17 protein-coding genes are annotated in these 16,859 nt (G+C 34.1%); 4 read left to right on the top strand and 13 right to left on the bottom strand.

Annotated features, from left to right (window positions below; translation table 11 throughout):
• The first annotated feature begins 227 nt into the window (after nucleotides 1–227).
• Nucleotides 228–770, top strand: a complete 543-nt coding sequence (locus ACFQ0I_RS14335; protein ID WP_379943408.1) for a hypothetical protein — start codon at nucleotides 228–230, stop codon at nucleotides 768–770.
• A gap of 184 nt (nucleotides 771–954) precedes the next feature.
• On the opposite strand, the gene rimO is transcribed toward ACFQ0I_RS14335, so the two are convergent.
• Complete coding sequence (gene rimO / locus ACFQ0I_RS14330) at nucleotides 955–2,262, bottom strand: 30S ribosomal protein S12 methylthiotransferase RimO (RefSeq protein ID WP_379943406.1); 1,308 nt, start codon at nucleotides 2,260–2,262, stop codon at nucleotides 955–957.
• A 193-nt stretch (nucleotides 2,263–2,455) separates the two neighbouring features.
• On the opposite strand from rimO, the gene ACFQ0I_RS14325 reads away from it, so the two are divergent.
• Nucleotides 2,456–3,526 carry a serine hydrolase domain-containing protein gene (locus ACFQ0I_RS14325; RefSeq protein ID WP_379943404.1) on the top strand — a complete coding sequence of 357 codons (1,071 nt, stop codon included), beginning with the start codon at nucleotides 2,456–2,458 and terminating at the stop codon, nucleotides 3,524–3,526.
• 35 nt (nucleotides 3,527–3,561) lie between these two features.
• On the opposite strand, the gene ftsY is transcribed toward ACFQ0I_RS14325, so the two are convergent.
• The 11 genes from ftsY to recR all read right to left on the bottom strand — a co-directional run bounded on the left by ftsY (nucleotide 3,562) and on the right by recR (nucleotide 12,051).
• The gene (ftsY, locus tag ACFQ0I_RS14320) at nucleotides 3,562–4,515 is read right to left on the bottom strand and encodes a signal recognition particle-docking protein FtsY (protein WP_379943402.1); all 954 of its coding nucleotides are present in this window, start codon (nucleotides 4,513–4,515) and stop codon (nucleotides 3,562–3,564) included.
• 322 nt (nucleotides 4,516–4,837) lie between these two features.
• On the bottom strand, nucleotides 4,838–4,990 hold the full coding sequence (locus ACFQ0I_RS14315) for a DUF4295 domain-containing protein (RefSeq protein WP_117176235.1): 153 nt from the start codon (nucleotides 4,988–4,990) through the stop codon (nucleotides 4,838–4,840).
• Nucleotides 4,991–4,996: 6 nt separating this feature from the next.
• Nucleotides 4,997–5,179 (bottom strand): 50S ribosomal protein L33, encoded by a 183-nt coding sequence (rpmG, locus tag ACFQ0I_RS14310; protein ID WP_379943400.1) that lies wholly within the window; start codon nucleotides 5,177–5,179, stop codon nucleotides 4,997–4,999.
• A 25-nt stretch (nucleotides 5,180–5,204) separates the two neighbouring features.
• On the bottom strand, nucleotides 5,205–5,441 hold the full coding sequence (gene rpmB / locus ACFQ0I_RS14305; RefSeq protein ID WP_111309066.1) for a 50S ribosomal protein L28: 237 nt from the start codon (nucleotides 5,439–5,441) through the stop codon (nucleotides 5,205–5,207).
• Nucleotides 5,442–5,524: 83 nt separating this feature from the next.
• Nucleotides 5,525–6,775: a competence/damage-inducible protein A gene (locus ACFQ0I_RS14300; protein ID WP_379943398.1), complete on the bottom strand. Its 1,251-nt coding sequence runs from the start codon at nucleotides 6,773–6,775 to the stop codon at nucleotides 5,525–5,527.
• Nucleotides 6,775–7,116 carry an Hpt domain-containing protein gene (locus tag ACFQ0I_RS14295; protein ID WP_379943396.1) on the bottom strand — a complete coding sequence of 114 codons (342 nt, stop codon included), beginning with the start codon at nucleotides 7,114–7,116 and terminating at the stop codon, nucleotides 6,775–6,777. Before ACFQ0I_RS14295 ends, ACFQ0I_RS14300 begins: the two co-directional genes overlap by 1 nt.
• Nucleotides 7,116–7,727, bottom strand: coding sequence for a fumarylacetoacetate hydrolase family protein (locus ACFQ0I_RS14290; protein ID WP_379943394.1), 612 nt, complete (start codon nucleotides 7,725–7,727; stop codon nucleotides 7,116–7,118). Before ACFQ0I_RS14290 ends, ACFQ0I_RS14295 begins: the two co-directional genes overlap by 1 nt.
• A gap of 277 nt (nucleotides 7,728–8,004) precedes the next feature.
• On the bottom strand, nucleotides 8,005–8,781 hold the full coding sequence (locus ACFQ0I_RS14285; RefSeq protein ID WP_379943392.1) for an exonuclease domain-containing protein: 777 nt from the start codon (nucleotides 8,779–8,781) through the stop codon (nucleotides 8,005–8,007).
• 118 nt (nucleotides 8,782–8,899) lie between these two features.
• The gene (locus tag ACFQ0I_RS14280) at nucleotides 8,900–10,246 is read right to left on the bottom strand and encodes a dihydrolipoamide acetyltransferase family protein (protein WP_379943391.1); all 1,347 of its coding nucleotides are present in this window, start codon (nucleotides 10,244–10,246) and stop codon (nucleotides 8,900–8,902) included.
• 85 nt (nucleotides 10,247–10,331) lie between these two features.
• On the bottom strand, nucleotides 10,332–11,432 hold the full coding sequence (locus ACFQ0I_RS14275; RefSeq protein WP_379943389.1) for a glycosyltransferase family 2 protein: 1,101 nt from the start codon (nucleotides 11,430–11,432) through the stop codon (nucleotides 10,332–10,334).
• Between the two features lies 1 nt (nucleotide 11,433).
• A complete protein-coding gene (gene recR / locus ACFQ0I_RS14270; RefSeq protein ID WP_379943387.1) occupies nucleotides 11,434–12,051 on the bottom strand; it encodes a recombination mediator RecR in 618 nt (205 codons plus the stop codon).
• 89 nt (nucleotides 12,052–12,140) lie between these two features.
• Here recR and ACFQ0I_RS14265 point away from each other — a divergent pair, with 89 nt between their 5' ends.
• Nucleotides 12,141–13,598, top strand: a complete 1,458-nt coding sequence (locus ACFQ0I_RS14265; RefSeq protein ID WP_379943385.1) for a sodium:solute symporter — start codon at nucleotides 12,141–12,143, stop codon at nucleotides 13,596–13,598.
• Here ACFQ0I_RS14265 and ACFQ0I_RS14260 read toward each other — a convergent pair.
• Nucleotides 13,575–13,937: a CoA-binding protein gene (locus ACFQ0I_RS14260; RefSeq protein WP_379943383.1), complete on the bottom strand. Its 363-nt coding sequence runs from the start codon at nucleotides 13,935–13,937 to the stop codon at nucleotides 13,575–13,577. The two genes, ACFQ0I_RS14265 and ACFQ0I_RS14260, sit on opposite strands and share 24 nt — an antisense overlap.
• 93 nt (nucleotides 13,938–14,030) lie before the next feature.
• Between ACFQ0I_RS14260 and ACFQ0I_RS14255 the strand changes: the two genes are divergently transcribed.
• Nucleotides 14,031–16,418 (top strand): TonB-dependent receptor domain-containing protein, encoded by a 2,388-nt coding sequence (locus tag ACFQ0I_RS14255; protein WP_379943381.1) that lies wholly within the window; start codon nucleotides 14,031–14,033, stop codon nucleotides 16,416–16,418.
• The last annotated feature ends 441 nt before the right edge of the window (nucleotides 16,419–16,859 follow it).

Raw genomic sequence — 16,859 nt, 5'->3', positions numbered from 1 at the left:
TATAAATAGCTTGTTTACAATAAAACCTTGAAAAAATTTCCGAAACTTTATTACTAAGCTAACAAAAATCATGTTTTACTTATGCATATTGTGTTTCTTTTGGCAAATTATTTTTTCTGAATAAAACGCCTAATATTACTCGGCTTTCAGACAAATAACACAAACAAAAACTCGAACACAACCAACTGTAAACAAACAACATACAACATTTTTTTATAATTAAAACAATGAAAAAACTTCTTTTACAAGTATTATTAATATTTCCTATTTTAGGCTTCGCTCAAGAACATTCAAATTCATCAAATGCCCATCATGAGGATTTTAAAAAGATTAAAATTTCGTTCGCGTTTGCGCAAGCTTATATTCCTTCGCATCATTTACATGATGAAAGTGAAAGCGCACAACTAATACCTACAAATGGTATTGATTTTCAATATAACTTCAACCACAAATTATTCGCTAAATGGACCAACGAATTGGAATTTTTAACCTACAATTTAAAAAATGATGAAGGCGAAAAAAGGGTTAGAGAAAATGCTTTTTTAAGCACTGTGACGCTCGGTTACGAACTTTATGATAAATTTGCGATTATTGCGGGAGTAGGTTATGAATTTGAAAAATCGAAAGATCTCACCGTATGCAGACTTGGTGCAGAGTACAGTTTTTCGATAGGAGGTAATTGGGAATTATCACCCGAATTACTATATGATATTAAAGAGGATTCTCATACCGCCATTACTTGGGGTCTTGCCATTGGTATTAGAATATAACACGCTGTTTTCAAACTATAACCTGTTCTAAAAGCATTAAAGATTAAAAAGAAATTTAGTTATTATTGTGTTACAACTAATAATAACATAGGCTTTAAACCTTATGCTTCCCAGGCTACATTATGTTTTTATATAGAAGTTTTTAACACATAAAAACAACTAATAAAAATATCTAATCCTGATTTTAGGCAGTTACAACCTCGGCATATAAATCGAAATCTGCCGCCTCTGTAATTTTAACAGTTGCAAACTCTCCTGTTTTTAAATAGGTTTTTGTAGCATCGATTAATACTTCATTATCCACGTCTGGTGAATCAAATTCGGTGCGACCCACAAAATAGTTGCCTTCTTTTCTATCGATAACCACTTTATAGGTCTGCCCTATTTTGGCTTGATTCAATTCCCATGAAATCTGCGATTGAATTTCCATAATCTCATTCGCACGTTCTTGCTTAACTTCTTCTGGCACATCGTCTTCCAGATTAAAGGCATGCGTATTTTCTTCGTGAGAATAGGTAAAACAACCCAAACGTTCAAAACGCATCTCTTGAACCCACTGTTTTAGGGTTTGATAATCTTCTTCGGTTTCTCCAGGATAGCCTACAATAAGCGTCGTTCTGATAGTCATATTTGGAACGGCAGCTCTAAAATCTTTAAGCAATTGTGTGGTTTTTTCTTTGGTAGTACCACGACGCATACTTTTTAAAATAGCATCTGAAATATGTTGTAGCGGAATATCTAAATAATTACAAATTTTTGATTCGCGATTCATCACCTCTAACACATCCATAGGAAACCCTGTTGGGAATGCATAATGCAAACGTATCCACTCAATACCTTCTACTTTCACCAAGGCTTCAAGAAGCTCAGCAAGATTTCGTTTTTTGTATAAATCTAGTCCGTAATACGTTAAATCTTGCGCAATTAAAATAAGTTCTTTAACACCTTTTGCTGCCAGTTTTTCAGCTTCAATAATAATTTCTTCTATTGGTGTACTTTTATGTTTCCCGCGCATTAACGGAATCGCACAAAAACTACATGGGCGATCGCAACCTTCTGCAATTTTTAAATAGGCATAATTTTTAGGCGTTGTTGTTAAGCGCTCGCCTATTAATTCGTGTTTATAATCGGCACCCAAAGCCTTTAATAACCCAGGTAATTCTGTAGTACCAAAATATTCATCAACATTAGGAATTTCCTTTTGCAAATCAGGCTTATAACGTTCACTTAAACAACCGGTTACAAAAACCTTATCAACCTCGCCATCTTCCTTCTTCTGCATAAATTCTAAAATAGTATTGATGCTTTCTTCTTTGGCATTATTAATAAATCCGCAGGTATTAATTACAACAATATTACCTTCTTCTTCATGAACTACGTCTTTACCACTAGCTTTTAACTGCCCCATGAGCACCTCGCTGTCGTAAACATTTTTACTACAACCAAGCGTTACTACATTGATTTTATTCTTTTTAAGTGATTTCGTTCTCATACCAAAATTTAAGTGCGCAAAGATACGGAATGATTTAAGATTAACGATTTTTGATTCGTGATTTTTGATTTTTATGATTTTTTCCGATAAAGCGCGGTAAAATTGAACCCACAACCTTTTAATCCTCAACTTTTTAAGACTATTTACTAAACCTTTTATATATTTGAAAGTCCTAATTTATAAAACCTATCTTATGAAACGAATATACTTATTGTCATTAATTTTTGTAATGTCGTTTTTAAATTGCTCGAAAGACGATTCTAATAATGAAGAAACACTTTACTTTCCTCCGATAAATTCCGATATCTGGGAAACTAAATCGATTTCAGAATTAGGTTGGAACAGCAGTGCAGAGCAACCGCTTTACGATTTTTTAGAAGCCAATTCTACAGATGCTTTTATTATTTTACACAACGGAAAAATTGTAGTTGAAAAATATTTTGGCACTTTTAATGAAACAAAAATTCATTCTTGGAATTCTGCAGCTAAAACTTTAACGGCGTTTACGGTTGGTATTGCCCAAGAAGAAGGATTTTTATCTATAAATAACCCGTCTTCTAATTATATGGGTACGGGTTGGTCTTCGTTAACGCCAGAACAAGAATCTAAAATTACGGTTTGGAACCATTTAACAATGACAACCGGATTAGATTATACGGTACCCGTAAATTTTTGTACGGATAAAGAATGTTTAACCTATAAAAATGAACCAAGCAGCTATTGGTACTACCATCAAGCGGCATACACCTTACTTGACAACATCATTACGGGCGCTGTAAATCACGATTTTAAACTTTATTTCAACAACAAAATACGCGACAAAATTGGCATGACAGGAAGTTGGATTAAAACGGGTTATCTGAATCTCTATTTTAGTAATGCAAGAAGTATGGCACGTTTTGGACTTTTAAATTTAAATGAAGGTGTTTGGGATAAAACCACAATACTTGCTGATAAAAACTATTTTAATGCCATGACCACGACTTCGCAAGATTTAAACAAATCTTACGGTTATTTGTACTGGTTAAACGGAAAGAGTAATTACAAAATTCCGGGTTCTGAAACTTTATATTCGGGTAAATTGATACCTAATGCTCCAGACGATTTAATAGCAGGTTTAGGGGCTTTCGACCAAAAACTATATATTATTCCTAGCAAAAAATTAGTAATTGTTAGAATGGGAGATAGCGGCGATGAAGATGAATTAGGCCCTACTATTTTTGATAACAGTCTTTGGGAAAAGTTAAACGCATTGATTAAATAAAGTAAGAATCCCTCCTTTTGAGGTATACCTAACTTTTACTTAAAAAACGAATCTACAAACTCGAACTTATTAAAAACTTGTAAATCTTCGATACCTTCGCCAACACCAATATATTTTACTGGTATTTTAAACTGGTCTGAAATACCAATAACCACGCCGCCTTTGGCAGTACCATCTAATTTTGTTACTGCTAATGATGTCACTTCGGTAGCGGCTGTAAATTGTTTTGCTTGCTCGAATGCGTTTTGACCTGTTGAGCCATCTAATACCAGTAATACATCGTTTGGTGTATTGTCTACTACTTTTTGCATTACGCGTTTAACTTTGGTTAACTCATTCATTAAGTTTACTTTGTTGTGCAAACGACCTGCAGTATCGATAATAACCACATCGGCATTCTGAGTTACGGCACTTTTTAAGGTATCGAACGCCACAGAAGCAGGGTCGCTACCCATAGATTGTTTAACAAGCGGCACACCTACTCTATCTGCCCAAACTTGTAATTGGTCTATCGCAGCTGCTCTAAAGGTATCGGCTGCTCCTAAAACCACGTTTAATCCTTGTTTTTTAAACTGGAAGGCTAACTTTCCAATAGTAGTTGTTTTACCAACCCCATTTACACCAACAACCATTATTACATACGGTTTTTTGTCTTGCGAAATAGTGAATTCTGATTCGTTACCTGTATTGGTTTCGCTTAGTAAGCCAGCTATTTCTTCGCGAAGAATGACATTAAGTTCGTCGGTGCCTAAATATTTATCTTTAGAAACTCGTGCTTCTATGCGTTCTATGATTTTTAAGGTAGTATTTACACCTACATCACTGGACACTAAAATTTCTTCTAGATTATCTAGAACCTCATCATCTACCTTCGATTTACCAGCAACTGCTTTACTCAGCTTACCGAAAAAGGTTGCTTTAGTCTTTTCTAAGCCTTTATCGAGGGTTTCCTTTTTTTCTGAAGAAAATATTTTTTTAAAAAAACTCATTACTATAGTTTATTCGTTGAATTGTTTATTTGTTGATGCCTTATACTTTGCGTTAGGGATTGAGGCAATTGTTGGAGCTCCTCGCAGAGAGCGACTGCCGAAAGCCCGACCCCACAGGGTAACGCCCAAATACCTATGTCAAAAGTCTTACCAATAATTTTTTATGCTATTATGGCAGAGGATTACCGTATACACGGGAATGACAATTTTAAAGGATTCCTCAAAATAAAATTTTGAGAAGCTTCTTTTCAAGTCAAATATAAACATAAAAAAGCTGCTTCCCATAAAGAAAGCAGCTTTGTATATTTTAAAAAGCTTTTTTTTACTTTTTGTTGAAAAAGTCGTCTGCAAATTCTGGAGACATGATTGATTCAACAAACATGTATGCACCTGTTTTAGGTGATTTTACCATTTTAATCGCTTTAGTTAATCTTTTTGAAGATGTTTGTAACGATGCTACTGTTTTCTTTGCCATGACTTATTATTTTATCTCTTTATGAACTGTCATACGCTTAAGGATAGGGTTGAATTTTTTAATTTCCATTCTATCTGGCGTATTCTTTTTATTCTTTTTAGTAATGTATCTAGAAGTTCCTGGAAGTCCAGATTCTTTGTGCTCTGTACATTCTAATATTACTTGTATTCTATTGCCTTTCTTTGCCATTTTATTTACTTATTAAATACAGCTATTATTTTAAAAATCCTTTAGATTTTGCATCCTTAATTGCTGCAGTAATACCTATTTTGTTGATAGTTTTTAAAGCAGATGTAGAAACTTTTAAAGTTATCCAGCTGTCTTCTTCTGGAATGTAAAAACGTTTCTTTACTAAATTCGCATTAAACTTGCGTTTAGTTTTATTCATTGCGTGAGACACGTTGTTCCCAACCATTGCCTTCTTACCTGTAAGTTCACAAACTCTTGACATTATTTATAACTTTAAAATTCTTTGTTGCTTAAAATCGAGGTGCAAATATACAAATTCTTTATATTATGACAACTTAAATATTATCAATTTTTAAAAATTTCTTTTAGAAGCATCTCTAAAGCTTTATTTACGGCCTTATGAATGACTTTAATTCGATGATTTCCTAACATAAATTTTTCTGAAAACACCCCGTCTTTTGTAGCTATTGCTATATAAACAGTGCCCACATCGGCATCTGAATCGCCTTTTGTTGGACCTGCATTTCCTGTGGTTGCGATGGCATAATCTGATTGAAAAATTCTCATGACATTTTGCGCCATAGACTCGGCAACTTGAGAACTTACTACAGAAAATGCTTCGATATCTGTTTTTGAAACGCCTAAAACATTGATTTTGGACTCTGTGGAATAGGTTACAACACCTCCTTTAAAATAGGCTGATGCTCCTGAATGGGTTGTAAATTGTTCGGCTACCATGCCTCCAGTGCAACTTTCGGCAATTGCCAAAGTTTTACCTAATGCTGTGAGTTGATTTGCGATAACGACTTCTACAGAACCATCGTCTTCTTCATAGCCAGCAAATTCGTTTTTTATTAATGGGATTACTTTATCTATTTCTTCTTGCACAGAATTATTGATAAAATCGACATCATAGCCTTTGGCTGATAAACGTAAGCGCATTTTGCCTAAACTAGGCAAATAAGCTAATTTAATATGACTTGGTAAGGTATCTTCCCAAACTTCTATCCTTTCGGCCAAGGCACTTTCGCCAATGCCATAAACCAACAAGGTTTTATGTAATATGTAGGGACAATTGAATTTTTCTTTGAGTTTTGGGATAACTTCGTTTTCAATTAAGCCATTCATTTCATACGGAACACCTGGAAGCGATATAATTACTTTATTATCTTTTTCCATCCACATACCAGGAGCGGTACCCAGCTTATTCATTAACACCTTAGATTTTGAAGGCACCAAAGCCTGATCTCTGTTAACTTGTAACAGCAAACCGCCTGTGTAATGTTTCCAAAGTTCCTCGATATTCTTTAATACAGAATCGTCTTTTACAAGAGTATCGTTAAAATATTCGGCAATCGTTTTTTTTGTAATATCGTCTTTCGTAGGACCTAAACCACCTGTTAAAATAATTATATCGGCATGAGCTTCGGCTTCTTTTAACGCTTTTAAAATATGCTCTTTATCATCCTGAATGGATGTCATTTGATATACAGATACACCTATCTTATTAAGTTGTTTTGCTATAAATGCAGAATTGGTATCAATCACCTGTCCTATAAGTAGTTCGTCTCCTATGGTGATTATTTCTGCTTGCATTACAAATTAAAATCTGATTTTATTTCTGCTACGGCGTTATCAACCGCAGTTATTACAATATCTAATTGAGACGAAATGTCTAAATCTCGTTTTTCGAATTTCCCCCAATCCTGTACTTCGATTAAGATATCGAGCACCCCTAATTCGAACAAATCGACTGTAGGCTTCATTTTATGTGCCGCCTGATATGCCGTGTGATAATCTTTTTCTGCAACGGCTTTTTTAAGTCTTTCGGCATCTTCTGGCACTTCCTCTAAAAAAGCTTCGGCCAAAGTGGCGATAAAATCTTCATCGTTATCTGCCAACTCACGCACTCTAAATAATTTGTAATGTTGTTCCATTATTTTACTGTTATTGAAAATAGTTCTTTGTCTGCTATAAATCCTTTAAGTTTATCATTTGCAATTACTTTACCAACTCCAGCGGGTGTTCCTGTAAATATAATATCTCCAATCTTTAAAGTAAAATATTTCGATACATATTCTATTAATTCATCAATTTTCCAAAGCATGTGGCTTGTATTTCCTAATTGTACAATATTATCATTTTTTTTTAACGAAAATTCAATAGCGTTTACATCTTTAATCTCGGAAACAGGAAGCCATTTACCTACAACCGCAGAACCATCGAATGATTTTGCTTTTTCCCATGGTAATCCTTTGCTTTTTAATTCGTTTTGAACATCGCGTGCTGTGAAATCAATTCCTAAACCAATCTCATCGTAATATTTATGTGCAAATTTCTTATCGATATACTTACCTATCCTATTGATTTTAACTAAAATTTCGACTTCGTAATGCACATCGTTTGAAAAATCTGGAATAAAAAACGGTTGCTTTTTTAAAAGTATAGACGTGTCTGGTTTTAAAAACACCACTGGATCTGTTGGTTTTTCGTTTTCTAACTCTTTAATATGTTCGGTGTAATTTCTACCTATGCAAATAATTTTCATTCTATAAATTTTAATTGGGCGTTACCTTTTACTCATACCTACAAGGTTTTCAAAACCTTGCAGGATCGCAAAAGGTCGGGCTTTACGTTACAAGTCCTCGCACCTCCTGCGTCGGGCTGTGGGCTTTTCACTGCAATCCCTAACGCGGGCTAGTTTGCGATAGTCGGTATTCAACCCACAATTATTTTCTTATTCTACAAATTTATAATTTTGATTTCGGTTGTAGGTTGCTGAGTTGTTACCAAACAAACGACTCCTCGACAAACGACTTTACTTACTATCCTAATTTATTATTAAAACTTCTTAGTTTAATGGCCGTTAATACTTTTTTGGTATATAATGGAAAATCGGCATTTAACAACCAGCCAAAATAACCGGGTTCGGTTTCTAAAACCTCAGTTACTAATTTTCCTTTATGTTTTCCGAAAGAAAAACATTCTTCTCCTTTTTTATTATACACTATAAAGCCTGCAAAATCGGCAAATTGTTTTCTTGAACTAAATTCGGCTAAAAACTTGGTATCATTTTCTATTTCATCATATTTTGCAATTTGAGCTTTTAACACTTCAAAGGTTGCTCTGGTGTCTGCTTCCGCCCCATGCGCGCCTTCTAATTCTTCATTGCAATAAAATTTATACGCTGCACTTAAGGTACGTTGTTCCATTTTATGAAAAATAGTTTGCACATCGACTGCCACGCGATTTTTCATATCAAAATCTACTTCGGCACGTAATAATTCTTCAGCCAACAACGGAATATCAAACCTATTGGAGTTAAATCCGCCCAAATCTGAATCTTTTATCATGTTATAGATATCCTTCGCAACTTCTTTAAAGGTTGGCTTATCGGCAACATCTTCGTTTGAAATACCATGTATGGCAATCACTTCTTTTGGGATTACCATTTCTGGATTTACCAACCAGGTTTTGCTTTCTTCTTTGCCGTTTGGGTGTACTTTTAAGATGGCAATTTCTACAATACGATCGGTGGTTATGTTGACACCTGTAGTTTCTAAGTCGAAAAAACAGATGGGTTTTGTTAGGTTTAAATTCATTTTCTGTTGTGTTGTTTAACTACAAACTTATATTTGCAAAAATAAGAAAATCCAACAGTTTCAAAGGTTGGATTTATCTTTTAACATTTATTTCTTGAGATTCCTGCCTACGCAGGAATTATATTTCTCTATTACTATCCCAAGCCTCCAAATAATCTTTTACAGCTTTTACAAATTGCCCTCCTAACGCTCCGTTTACCACGCGATGATCGTATGAATGCGACAAAAACATTTTATATCGAATGCCTATAAAATCGCCTTCATTGGTTTCGATAACTGCTGGCACTTTACGAATAGCTCCCAAGGCTAATATACCCACTTGAGGTTGATTGATGATAGGTGTTCCCATGATGCTACCAAAAGTTCCTACATTGGTTACCGTATAAGTTCCTCCTTGAATATCGTCTGGCTTTAATTGATTGTTACGCGCTCTATTAGCCAAATCGTTCACCTGCTTCGTCATACCAACCAAATTAAGTTGATCTGCATTTTTTATAACAGGAACAATTAAATTACCATCAGCTAACGACGCTGCCATCCCTAAATTGATATGTTTCTTCTTAACTATAGTATCACCTTGTACCGAAATATTCATCATCGGGTAATCGCGAAGTGCTTTTGCCACGGCTTCCATAAAAATGGGTGTAAAAGTTAAATTTTCGCCTTCACGTTTTAGAAATACATCTTTAACTTTATTTCTCCAATTCCAGATTTTAGTTACATCGGCTTCAATAAAACTCTGTACGTGGGCTGAAGTCTGAACCGATTCCACCATGTGATGCGCAATGAGTTTGCCCATTCTGGTCATTTCTATAATTTCGTCTTCGCCACTAATTACCACAGGTGAAGGTGCTGGTTTTGGAATTTCGTTTTTAATTGGTTTTGTAAACTCCGGTTCTACCTTTGGCGCCTCCATTTTAGGTGCCACTGGTTGGGTTTTACCACTTCTATTCTCAATAAAAGTTAATATATCGCTTTTTGTTACGCGATTATCCATTCCTGTACCAACTATAGAATCTAATTCTTGCTGAGAGATTCCTTCTTCTTTTGCTATATTTTTAACCAGTGGTGAATAAAAGCGATCTTCGCTCGATGCTATCGGTTTCACGGCATCTTGTGCAACGGCAATGGTCTGATTAACATATTCAACCACATTTTCTTGTTCAATTTCTGGCAATGTCGAAACCTCTACTTCTGATTCTGTATCTGTATTTTGGTCATCTCCTTCTGTTTCAATTATCGCTAATACCTGACCTACCTGAACAACATCATTTACATTAAAAAACTTCTCTACTAATATACCATCCACATCACTTGGCACTTCGCTATCCACTTTATCTGTAGCAATTTCGAGTACAGCTTCATCAAGTTCGATGGTATCGCCAACTTCCTTTAACCAAGATGTAATTGTTGCTTCTGCAACACTTTCTCCCATTTTTGGTAACTTAAGTTCAATTTTTGCCATATCAATAACGTAATTCTTGTTTTTTAATTTGTGCTTGCAAAATTACTTAAAAAACATTGATTTCTTTAAATTATTTACATTAAAACTATTTAAATAACACAACCTCTCCTCGAGTAATAGCATTATCGCTTCCTATGATAAATCGTGCGTTTTTTGGTAATATTTTGTAGGTAACACCTAAGGCTTTCGGACTATCTGACATCATTTGTATAATGTCTTTAAATGATAATGTATTTGCATCGAAAACAACTTCGGTGTAATTTTTAACAGTAGTTAATTGAGATTGAACAATTATTTTTTTCGATAAAACTGATTGCAAATCCGTATTCATCTTATCTGAAACAAAAACATATTCGCTTACTATTTTCTCTTTATTTACCGGTGATTTTCTAAATAAATAAACCAATCGGATTCCTAACCAAACAAACATATCAAACAACACATTTTTTTTGAAATGCTTTCTGTAAAAGATTTGCATAGCACCATAAAAACGACGTGCATAATGCTTGTTTCTTAAAGTGCTTTCACCTTTGTAATGTATCACAGTAGTCGATCCAAAATAGTAATTTTTATATCCCGATTTTAACATTTTATACGACAAATCGATATCTTCACCATACATAAAATAATCTTCGTCGAAACCTCCAACTTTATTAAAAACCGCTCGTTTTATCAGCATAAAGGCACCGACTAAAACATCAACTTCTCCAGATTCATTTTCTTTAATATGATTAGCATAATACGCTTTCGAATTTCCGTATAATTTTTGAAATGCTGCCTTTACATAAGGAATGTTCCGCTTACTTTCTGGTAGAAAAGTGCCCATACCATTTATAAGTTTACAGCCTACAATCCCTAAATTATCTTTAGATGACGCGAAATTTAAAATAGTGGCAAAAGTGTCTTCTGCAACAACAGTATCTGGATTTAAAATACATAAAAATTCACCTTTTGCTCTATTAACTCCTATGTTATTCCCCTTTGAAAACCCATAATTCTCTTTATTTTCAATTAAAATTACATCTGGGAACAACGATTTTACCATTTGGCAACTTCCATCTTCAGAATTATTATCAACGACAATAATTTCTGCCTCTATATTGGTAATAGCAGCTTGAACGCTTCTAATACATAGTTCTAAAAAATAACGAACATTATAGTTTAATATGACAATAGATAACTTCAAACTATAATTTTAACGAAGATTCAAACGGTACACGATTAACAATACTTCTTCCTAAGGTGATTTCATCGGCATATTCTAATTCATCACCAACCGATATTCCTCTGGCAATTGTAGATGTAAAAACATTAAATTCCTGAATTTGTTTAAAAATATAAAAATTAGTAGTATCGCCTTCCATTGTTGAACTTAATGCAAAAATGAGTTCTTTTATTTTTCCTTCTTTTACTTTATTTACCAAAGAATTAATATTTAAATCGTGGGGACCAATACCATCCATTGGCGAGATTTTTCCGCCTAAAACATGATACAACCCTTTAAAAGAGCTGGTATTTTCTATAGCCATGACATCCCTGATATCTTCCACAACACAAACTAGCGTATGATCTCTATTGGGGTTTGCACAAATTTCACATACCTCAACATCGCTAATATTGTGACACGATTTACAAAATTTCACATCGTTTCTCATGGTTTGCAATGCTTCTGCCAATGCAGTTGTTTGTTCCTTTGGTTGCTTTAACATATGTAATACCAAGCGCAAAGCGGTTCGCTTACCAATTCCTGGTAACTGAGACATTTCGTTTACTGCGCGCTCTAATAATTTTGATGAGAATTCCATTGCCGCGAATTTACAATAATTGTTTGTTTTTAGGCCAATGTAAATTTTGAAATCTTTATTTGTATATTTCGGCTCGATTTAAAAAAATTATGCAACCAATACACGTTTTACTACTCATCATAATCTATTTTGGAGTTTTAATATTCATTTCTTACCTCACAGGCAAAGAAGATAGCAACGAATCCTTTTTTAAAGCTAACAAATCGTCGCCTTGGTTCTTGGTCGCTTTTGGGATGATAGGTGCGTCGCTTTCTGGGGTAACATTTATTTCGGTACCTGGTGATGTGGGCGGTAATATGTTTGGCTACATGCAAGTTGTTTTTGGCTACTTACTAGGGTATATGGTGATTGCGTTTGTGCTTATGCCTGTTTATTACCGTTTGAATGTTACATCTATTTATGAATATTTAGGCGACCGTTTTGGCATATTTAGTCATAAAACAGGTGCCGCTTTCTTTTTCGTATCTAGAGTTTTGGGTTCTGCCTTCCGACTATTTTTAGTTGCTAGTGTTTTGCACGAATTTGTCTTTAAACATTGGGATTTCCCTTTTCCAGTTACTGTGGTTATTTCGGTTGCGCTCATTTTAGCATACACCTTTAAAGGTGGCATAAAAACAGTGGTTTGGACCGATACAATTCAAACCTTACTTATGCTAATTGCATTGGTAGTTACCATCGTACTAATTTACCAACAAATGGGTTGGGGCTTAGGCGATTTTATTGGAAGCGAAGCTATTAAACAGTACGACAAAATTTTCTTTTTCGATGATATTTTAGCCAAAAACCACTTTGTTAAACAATTTTTAGGCGGTATGTTTATTGCGATTTGTATGACTGGTTTAGACCAAGATATGATGCAAAAAAACCTGACCTGTAAAACCTTAAAAGACGCTCAAAAAAACATGGTTTCCTTTAGTATTGTATTAGTTTTTGTAAACTTCATATTTTTACTTTTAGGCGCCTTATTATTTGTTTATGCTGGCTCAAAAGGCATTGAAGTACCCATGGTAGATGGTGTTGCAAAAACCGATTTGTTGTATCCAGAAATCGCTTTAAATTCCGATTTAGGATTACCAGTAGCTATATTTTTTATGCTTGGACTAATCGCTGCTGCCTATAGTAGCGCCGATAGCGCCTTAACAGCTCTAACAACATCTTTTTGTATTGATTTTTTAAACATAGAAAAACGCGAATTAAGCACACAAAAAGGAACAAGAAAAAAGGTACATGTTGGCATGAGTGTATTAATGATCTTAGTAATCATCTGCTTTTATTACATACTTAATCAAAATGTAATCAGTGGTATTTTAACAGTTGCTGGCTATACATACGGACCATTATTAGGCCTTTTCGCTTTTGGTATACTTACTAAATTTAAAATTAAGGATAAATTAGTTCCAGCCGTTGCAATAGCATCCGTGGCCATATGTTACATTATTGCAAATATACCTTCGGACTATTTTGGCGGTTATAAATTTGGATACGAATTATTGGTTGTAAACGGACTGATTACCTTTTTAGGATTAATATTGATTCGTAGAAAGTAACACCAAAGTACAAGCCGCTTCAAACTTAATATCGTTTTCCTTTAAAATTTTATAGAGTTCTGGATTCTCTGTCCCAGGATTAAATATAACACGCTTAGGTTTTAAAGAAACAATATAGTCATAATAACCTTGCTGATTCTTAGGATTTAAATACAATGTTACGGTATGAATATCGTTAAAGTCTAACAATTCTGTATTCACAACAACACCTGCAACTTCGCCGCTTTTTAAACCAAAAGCTACAGTTTCAATGTTATAATTCACTAGTTTTTGCACTGCAAGATTTGAATATTTATTCGGGTTTAACGAAACACCAAGCACTAATGTTCTCATATTCATAATGTTAAAAGCATGTTAATAATTTGAAAATAACAGTAACAGAATCTAACTTCTGTCGTCTACTAAGCAATCAATCAAAAAACAATCAATCAAATGAAACATTTAATTTTAGCATGTGCATTTCTGTTTTCCATAACAAACGCATCATATGCACGTAATTCAAAAATTCCCGACGACAAATCTGGCACTATTACTGGAAAGGTATTAGACGCTGCTTTAAAACAACCCTTACCGTATGTAAATATCATAATAAAAAATGGTAAAGACGAAGTTTTAACAGGAGTAATTACCGCAGAAGACGGCTCGTTTAAAATTGAAAAATTAGCAGAAGGCAAATTAATTGTAAGCATCCAATTTATGGGCTACAAAACATTGAGAAAAGAAGTGACAATTTCTAAAAGTAATTATAATATAAACTTAGGAAATATCTTGTTAGAAGAAGAAGCCGAAGGTCTCGATGAAGTTACCGTAGTTGCCGAAACATCTAGCATTCAACAAAAGGTAGACCGAAAAGTAATTACTATCGGAAAAGACTTAACAACTATTGGGGCTACCGCTTCAGAAATCATGAATAATTTACCTTCTGTTAGTGTTGATAGCCAAAGTGGCGCCATTAGTTTAAGAGGCAACGAAAATGTGCGCGTGTTAGTGGATGGCAAACCAACCAATGTTCCAGCGGCACAATTATTAAAACAAATTCCTTCCACTTCTATAAAAAGCATCGAATTAATAACCAATCCATCAGCAAAATACAATCCTGAAGGTATGAGTGGCATCATTAACATTGTACTTCATAAAAACTCTAATGTTGGTTTTAATGGTAGTTTTAATGTTGGATTAGCCCAAGAAATAAACGCCAATTTTAACAGTTCCGCAGATATGAATTACCGAAACGGTAAGTTTAATTTTTACGGAAATTATGGAAACAACATTGGTAAAAGAAGAAATTATGGTTTTGTAAACCGTTTAGACGATAACACACAACAATTATTTTACGGAAAAGATTCTAATAAATCACATCTTTACAAATTCGGGATAGACTATTACATTAATGACAAAAACACCTTTTCGGTATATACCAATCAAAATATTTACAACGGAAAGAGCAACAACATTGCCAGCGTAATTTTCTTATCTGAAAATGAACCAGATTTTAGACAAGATAATTTTAGCGATTACGGGAATGATACTGAAACCTACAACGCATCTTTTACACACGACTTTAACAAAGAAGGTCATAAAATACTTTTAGAAGCTGATTATAGCGTTTTTAATAGCGATGAAACGGCAAGTTTTGATTTTAACACGGCACCATCGTATAGAGATTTGGTAAAAAACAATAGAGAAAATACCGTGCTAAATTTAGACTATGAAAACCCTTTAAAAAATGATGCTAAATTAGAATTAGGTTTAGAGTATAGAAACAACATATCTAAAAACTTTTACAACACTACCAGTACATCTTTATACAATTCCGATTATGTATATGAAAGAAGTATTTACTCCTTTTATGCAACCTTCGGAAAAACACTTAATAAGTGGTCATACCAAGTAGGCGCGAGAATAGAACAATATGATGTAAATGCAGATTTTGAGCAAGACACGCAAGCTGATGCAACCTTTACCGACGAAAAATTCAGCATTTATCCATCCACCTTTTTAAGCTATAAAACCTCCGAAAAAGGCACTATTCAAGCAAGCTTTAGCCGACGCGTAGATCGCCCGGGATTAGAACAAATAAACCCGATTAGAGAATGGAGTACTCCTAGAATTACCTCGGTTGGAAACCCCGAATTAGTACAGCAATTTACCAATTCTTACGAATTAAATTACACCAAACAAATTAAAGGAGGAAGCATCACTGCAGCTGGCTTTTACAGAACTATAGAAGATGAAATTAGTAGAGCGGTATATTACGACCCGCAAGACCCCAACGGAGACAGGTTTATACTCACCTACGACAATTTCGACAACAATGCTGCTTACGGATTTGAAGCATCGAGTAATTACAAACCTCTTAAATGGTGGAGCTTTAACGCCAGTGCCGAATATTTTTTTAAAACCGTAAAAGGCGTTGTTGATAATGAAAACATCGAAGTAGATAATGCTGTTTTTAATCTAAGGATGAGCAATAATTTTACCGTGACTGATAAGTTGAGCCTTTCACTATTTGGCATGTTTAGAGGTCCAGATGAAGGCTTACAATTTAAAAGAAAAACAATGACCATGGTTAACACTGGTTTACGATACACCTTTTTAAACGAACAAGCCACTTTTAGCTTTAGTTACAACGACATATTAAATACCATGAAGTTTGCATTCGATGGAAACAGACCATACCCATCGGTTGGCGAGTTTAATTGGGAAAGCAACCAATGGCGCATTGGATTTAACTATAGATTTGGAGGTAATAAATACCGCGCCTTAAGCAGAAAACAGCGTGATGATAACGAAAAAAGTGGTAGTGGTGGCTTCCTATAAAAACGTATTTTAACAGCCTCATAATATTTGATGGTTAGTATTATTCTAAGTCTGTTAATAAAGAAACCCAAAATTGAATAATTTTGGGTTTTTTATTTTTATCAAGGCTGTTTTTTTATAAAAAATTAAATTTTAAAAAATATATTATGTTTTCCACAATAAAAACTCAATTAATACGTTACCAACATATATACAATCTAGTCATAACGAAAGAATAATTATTTAGAGTTAGTCACCTACGCACATTAAACTTCGTAAAAAAAGATTCGTATAAAAATAAAGTCTCGAACTTTAATAAGTTCGAGACTTTTCTTATAAACTGTTAAAAATGAGTTAAATAACAAAAGTAATGCAATATATTTTAATTAATTACGTCTAATATAAAGATTCTTCACAATAGTAAAGTGTTAGTTGAAGTTGATTAATAGCTAGAAAAACCCG

The sequence above is a fragment of the Mariniflexile aquimaris genome, assembly GCF_042676825.1.
Taxonomy (GTDB): domain Bacteria; phylum Bacteroidota; class Bacteroidia; order Flavobacteriales; family Flavobacteriaceae; genus Mariniflexile; species Mariniflexile aquimaris.
This window is presented reverse-complemented; position numbering and strand designations above follow the sequence as displayed.

What these genes read in the sequence shown, in the direction of transcription:
- ACFQ0I_RS14300 (WP_379943398.1), bottom strand. Translation starts at nt 6,775, where the DNA reads ATGCAAGCAGAAATAATCACCATAGGAGACGAACTACTTATAGGACAG.
- ACFQ0I_RS14255 (WP_379943381.1), top strand. Translation starts at nt 14,031, where the DNA reads ATGAAACATTTAATTTTAGCATGTGCATTTCTGTTTTCCATAACAAAC.
- ACFQ0I_RS14285 (WP_379943392.1), bottom strand. Translation starts at nt 8,781, where the DNA reads ATGAATTTAAACCTAACAAAACCCATCTGTTTTTTCGACTTAGAAACT.
- rpmB (WP_111309066.1), bottom strand. Translation starts at nt 5,441, where the DNA reads ATGTCAAGAGTTTGTGAACTTACAGGTAAGAAGGCAATGGTTGGGAAC.
- ACFQ0I_RS14325 (WP_379943404.1), top strand. Translation starts at nt 2,456, where the DNA reads ATGAAACGAATATACTTATTGTCATTAATTTTTGTAATGTCGTTTTTA.
- ACFQ0I_RS14290 (WP_379943394.1), bottom strand. Translation starts at nt 7,727, where the DNA reads ATGAAAATTATTTGCATAGGTAGAAATTACACCGAACATATTAAAGAG.
- ACFQ0I_RS14295 (WP_379943396.1), bottom strand. Translation starts at nt 7,116, where the DNA reads ATGGAACAACATTACAAATTATTTAGAGTGCGTGAGTTGGCAGATAAC.
- ACFQ0I_RS14265 (WP_379943385.1), top strand. Translation starts at nt 12,141, where the DNA reads ATGCAACCAATACACGTTTTACTACTCATCATAATCTATTTTGGAGTT.
- ACFQ0I_RS14315 (WP_117176235.1), bottom strand. Translation starts at nt 4,990, where the DNA reads ATGGCAAAGAAAACAGTAGCATCGTTACAAACATCTTCAAAAAGATTA.
- rimO (WP_379943406.1), bottom strand. Translation starts at nt 2,262, where the DNA reads ATGAGAACGAAATCACTTAAAAAGAATAAAATCAATGTAGTAACGCTT.
- ftsY (WP_379943402.1), bottom strand. Translation starts at nt 4,515, where the DNA reads ATGAGTTTTTTTAAAAAAATATTTTCTTCAGAAAAAAAGGAAACCCTC.
- ACFQ0I_RS14335 (WP_379943408.1), top strand. Translation starts at nt 228, where the DNA reads ATGAAAAAACTTCTTTTACAAGTATTATTAATATTTCCTATTTTAGGC.
- ACFQ0I_RS14260 (WP_379943383.1), bottom strand. Translation starts at nt 13,937, where the DNA reads ATGAATATGAGAACATTAGTGCTTGGTGTTTCGTTAAACCCGAATAAA.
- ACFQ0I_RS14280 (WP_379943391.1), bottom strand. Translation starts at nt 10,246, where the DNA reads ATGGCAAAAATTGAACTTAAGTTACCAAAAATGGGAGAAAGTGTTGCA.
- recR (WP_379943387.1), bottom strand. Translation starts at nt 12,051, where the DNA reads ATGGAATTCTCATCAAAATTATTAGAGCGCGCAGTAAACGAAATGTCT.
- rpmG (WP_379943400.1), bottom strand. Translation starts at nt 5,179, where the DNA reads ATGGCAAAGAAAGGCAATAGAATACAAGTAATATTAGAATGTACAGAG.